This window comes from Streptomyces sp. NPDC059917 (assembly GCF_042730635.1).
Lineage (GTDB): Bacteria > Actinomycetota > Actinomycetes > Streptomycetales > Streptomycetaceae > Streptomyces.
Window position 1 is genome coordinate 1 of the sequence record NZ_JBHWLC010000050.1, and the last position, 4,378, is coordinate 4,378.

Sequence of the window (4,378 nt, forward strand, 5' to 3'; positions counted from 1 at the left end):
ATCTGCTCGCGGCAGATCCCGACCCGGGCGGGCGCCGTTCGCTCCGGGTGGCGACGGGCCCTACCGGCGAGGCCTCGGATGTCGCCCTCGACCAGGGCGTGGAGATGTTCGTCGTGCCACCCGTCGGCGTGCAGCAACGCACTGCGCAGGGTGCCTTCGAGGGAGTACCCGGCCCTGTCCGCCACGCGGCAGGAGGCCGTGTTGGCCACCGCGTGGCACAGCCGCAGCCGATGCAGGCCGAGATCGTCGAAGGCCCACCGGCTGACGCGTTCCGTCGCCTCCGCGGCGACGCCCCCGCCGCGCGCTGCCGGCAGCAGCCAGTAGACGATCTCGGCGCTGCCGCCCTGTAGGTCGATGTCGCCGCACCCGATCAGCCCCGCCGCCGCGCCGTCGGGCCGGGCGACGGCCCAGATCGCGCTGAGTTCGGCCCGCCACCGTTGCCGCATGCGCTCGATCCTCCGGCCCGCCTCTTCCACGGAGTCGATCAGCAGGCGGTTCCACTGGCGGATCGCCGCGTCCTGACCGGCCGTCACCAGCGCATCGGCATCGCCGAGCTGCCAGGGACGCAGCTGCCAGCCACTGGCCAGTTCGAGTACGGGCTGCTCCATGGCGGCCATGCGGCCTGCTGGAACGACGTGCGGCACGGCCGATGAAGAGATCATCGCGGCATCCTGCCACAGCGCTCTGCGCAGCACTCTCCACGGCGCCCGGCGCCGTCAGGCGTCGGGGCCCGTCGGTCGCCGCAGCCCCCGCAGGAGCAGCTCGATCAGTCGGCGGGGCGCGTACCGGGGATCGCCGTCCTGCCCGATGCACAGGTTGCCGATGCCGCGCATGAGTTCGTACGGCTGGACGTCGGGCTCGATCTCTCCGGCGTCGGCCGCCGCGTCGAGCAGGTGGCCGCAGACCGGCATCAAGCGGTCGAGGAAGAGCGTGTGCAGCGCGGTGAAGCGGTCGCCGTCGGACTGGAGGGCGTCCGCGAGTCCGTGCTTGGTGACCAGGAAGTCGACGAAGAGGTCGATCCACCGGCGCAGCGCCTCGAACGGGGACGCGGCCTCGGCCAGGAGGCGCGGGCCCGCCTCGGCGCACGCCTCGACCTGGTGGCGGTACACGGCGGTGACGAGGTCCGCCCGGGTCGGGAAGTGGCGGTAGAGCGTGCCCAGCCCGACGCCCGCCCGGGCCGCGATCTGCCGGATCGGCGCATCGATCCCCGAGGTCACGAACACCTCCGCGGCGGCATCGAGCAGCGTCTGCTGGTTGCGCACCGCATCCGCCCTCTTGCTGCGCGCGGAGGCCCCTTTGGGCTGATCCGGTCGATCCGGCCGATCCGACTGATCCGGCCGATCCACAGTGGCCATCACGCACTCCGTCCAGTGGGGCATTGACGAAACGGAACAGTGATCCGTATCGTAAATGGAACAACGATCCGCTTTCAGCCTAGCTGACGGCGGGCGCTCCGCCCCACCCATCGCCGGACGGGTACGACGACCGGCGGCAGGGGTCCATCGAAAGGCACGCTCGTCATGAGTACTCCCGCACGCCCGACCGACGTCTTCGGCCCGGCCGAGGCCGCGCCCGCACCCGTTCTCTCGGTCGGCCCGGTGGTGCTGCCGGCCCCCGGCCGCGCCGTCGACCTGCAGCTCCGCGTGTCCGCCCCGATGACCGGGAGCGAACTGCCGGTCATCCTCCTCTCGCACGGGCTCGGCCACTCGAACAACCTCTCCTCCCTGAACGGCTACGCCCCGCTCGCGCACTTCTGGGCCGCGCACGGCTTCGTCGTGATCCAGCCGACGCACCTGGACTCCAGGACGCTGACCACCGATCCCGGCGCGCCCGTGCCCGTGGCGCACTGGCGCACCCGGGCCGAGGACATGAAGCGCGTCCTGGACGGACTCGACGCGATCGAGGCCGCCGTCCCGCAGCTGCTCGGCCGCATCGACCGGAGCCGCATCGCCGTGGCCGGGCACTCGATGGGCGGGCACACCGCGAGCCTGCTGCTGGGCGCCCGGCTCACCGACCCGCACGACGCGACCGTGGTGGACCTGGCCGACCCGCGGATCAAGGCGGGCGTACTGCTCGCCGCACCCGGTCGAGGCGGGGACGCCCTGACCCGGTTCACCGTCGAGAACTACTCGTTCTTCCTCACCACGGACTTCTCCACGATGACGACCCCCACGCTCGTGGTCGCCGGAGACCAGGACGCCTCCGCCTTCCTCACGGTCGCCGGCCCCTCCTGGCACGCCGACCCGTACGTGCTCTCCCCGGGGCCCGCCTCGCTGCTCACCCTGTTCGGCGCGGAGCACGGGCTCGGCGGGATCTCCGGATACGACGTCGCCGAGACCACGGACGAGAACCCCGAACGGGTCGCCGCGGTCGCCCGGCTCACCTGGGCCTACCTGCGCAGCACGCTCTACCCCGGGGACGACGCGTGGCGGACCGCGCAGGACGCGCTGACCGCGGCCGCGGAGCCGCTGGGGCGGGTGGCGTCGAAGTAGGAGGGGAGCGCGGAGGCGCGCATCGCGGGGGAGGGGACCACGGCGGGGCGTACTTGTGCGGCAGGTCGGTCTGTAGTCGGCTGGGTGGATGAAGCCCCCGCAGACACCCACGTCCTTACGGACCCCGCGCACCACCTCACCCCGCCGCCGCAGGGCGGGCGGCCGCGGCGGCGCGGCCGTGCTCGTGGCCGCCGCGCTCGCCGGTTCCCTCTGGGCCGGAGCCCCCGCCCAGGCCGCGCGCGGGGCCACCGCCGAAGGCGGCGCCAACGGGACCACGGGTACGGCGCCACGACGGGACCCCGCGCGACTCGACCTCGACACGGTCACCATCGCGCAGCTCCAGGCCCGGATGGCCGCCGGATCGTTGACGTCGTCGGAGCTGACCCGCGCCTACCTGGAGCGGATCAGGAGGATCGATCCCACCATCCACGCCGTGCTCCGTACCGATCCCACCGCCCTCTCCCGGGCCGCCGCCAGCGACGCACGGCACCGCACGGGCAGGACCCTCGGCCCGCTCGACGGGATTCCGGTACTGATCAAGGACAACGTGGAGACCAAGGGCCAGTCGTCGACGGCGGGTTCGCTCGCCCTCGCGGGGAGCCCTCCCGCCTCGGACGCCGTGCTCGTGACCCGCCTGCTCCGGGCGGGCGCCGTGATCCTGGGCAAGACCAACCTGTCCGAATGGGCCAACTTCCGCGCGCAGAAGCCCACCTCGGGCTGGTCGGCGGTCGGCGGGCAGACCCGCAACCCCTACGTGCTCGACCGCAACCCCTGCGGGTCGTCCGCGGGGTCGGGCGCCGCGCTCGCCGCGTCACTGGCCCAGGTGGCGATCGGCACCGAGACCGACGGCTCGATCGTCTGCCCGGCGGGGATGAACGGCGTGGTCGGCCTCAAACCGACCCTCGGCCTGGTCAGCGGCCAGGGCGTGGTGCCCATTTCGGCCGAACAGGACACGGCCGGTCCCATGGCGCGCAACGTCGCCGACGTCGCCCTCACCCTGGCGGCGATGTCCGAACGCGCGCCGCGCGAGGACGGCGCCCCCGCGCAGCAGGACGCCGGGCCGCCGGTGGGCCCGGTCGGCGGTGGCGACCTGCGGGGCAAGCGGATCGGGCTGTGGCGGCTGCCCGTGCTGGGCGAGGAGGTGGACGCGGTCATGACCCGCACGGCCCGACAGCTGCGGGACGCGGGCGCCCACGTGGTCGAGGTGACCCCGCCCTACCAGGATCGGCTCGCGGCCCTGGAATTCCCGGCGCTGCTCAGCGAGTTCCACCGCGACATCGACGCCTACCTCGCCACCCGCAACGGACCGCACGACCTCGCCCAGCTCATCGCCTTCAACCGCGGCACCCCGGCGGAACAGAGCTGCTTCGCCGGTCAGGAACTCTTCGAGCAGGCCCTCGCGGCCCCGCCGACCACCGACCCCGGATACCTCGCCGGTCGGGCGGAGCTGCGCGAGCTGTCGCGGCGTTCGATCGACGAGACGATGGCCGCGCACCATCTGGACGCGATCGCCGCACCGACCAACCCACCGGCCTGGACCACCGATTGCGCGCGCGGGGACAACGACGTGATCCCCTCGTCCACACCGGCGGCCGTCGCGGGCTACCCCTCGCTCAGCGTGCCCGCCGGATCGGTGGGAGAACTCCCCGTCGGTGTCCTGCTGATGGCCGGCGCCCACCAGGACGCGGCGCTCCTCTCCCTGGGCGCGGCGGTCGAGCGCCGACTGCACGCCTGGCGGGCGCCGCGCTACCTGCCGACGACGGGCCCCGGAGCCGTCGGACGCTGACGCGGCTGCCGCTCCGGCGCACATTGCGCCCGGGCGGGCGGCCAACCCCGGGGGCCGGAACGCAAACAAAAACCCCACTACACACAGGGGGGTTGGAGCA

4 protein-coding genes are annotated in these 4,378 nt (G+C 73.5%); 2 read left to right on the forward strand and 2 right to left on the reverse strand.

What is annotated here, in order from left to right:
* Together ACFWAR_RS25940 and ACFWAR_RS25945 are read right to left on the reverse strand one after the other, a co-directional pair.
* Window positions 1-662: GNAT family N-acetyltransferase (locus ACFWAR_RS25940; RefSeq protein ID WP_385781608.1), on the reverse strand; the 662-nt coding region annotated here is incomplete at its 3' end.
* Between the two features lie 54 nt (window positions 663-716).
* Window positions 717-1,355, reverse strand: a complete 639-nt coding sequence (locus ACFWAR_RS25945) for a TetR/AcrR family transcriptional regulator (RefSeq protein WP_385781611.1) — start codon at window positions 1,353-1,355, stop codon at window positions 717-719.
* 165 nt (window positions 1,356-1,520) lie between these two features.
* Between ACFWAR_RS25945 and ACFWAR_RS25950 the strand changes: the two genes are divergently transcribed.
* Together ACFWAR_RS25950 and ACFWAR_RS25955 are read left to right on the forward strand one after the other, a co-directional pair.
* Window positions 1,521-2,492 carry an alpha/beta hydrolase family protein gene (locus ACFWAR_RS25950; RefSeq protein ID WP_385781614.1) on the forward strand — a complete coding sequence of 324 codons (972 nt, stop codon included), beginning with the start codon at window positions 1,521-1,523 and terminating at the stop codon, window positions 2,490-2,492.
* Window positions 2,493-2,580: 88 nt separating this feature from the next.
* Complete coding sequence (locus tag ACFWAR_RS25955; protein ID WP_385781617.1) at window positions 2,581-4,278, forward strand: amidase; 1,698 nt, start codon at window positions 2,581-2,583, stop codon at window positions 4,276-4,278.
* Window positions 4,279-4,378 lie beyond the last annotated feature (100 nt).

Bases quoted from the DNA above. Each gene is read 5' to 3' on its own strand.
- ACFWAR_RS25945 (WP_385781611.1), bottom strand. From the start codon at position 1,355: ATGGCCACTGTGGATCGGCCGGATCAGTCGGATCGGCCGGATCGACCG.
- ACFWAR_RS25950 (WP_385781614.1), top strand. From the start codon at position 1,521: ATGAGTACTCCCGCACGCCCGACCGACGTCTTCGGCCCGGCCGAGGCC.
- ACFWAR_RS25955 (WP_385781617.1), top strand. From the start codon at position 2,581: ATGAAGCCCCCGCAGACACCCACGTCCTTACGGACCCCGCGCACCACC.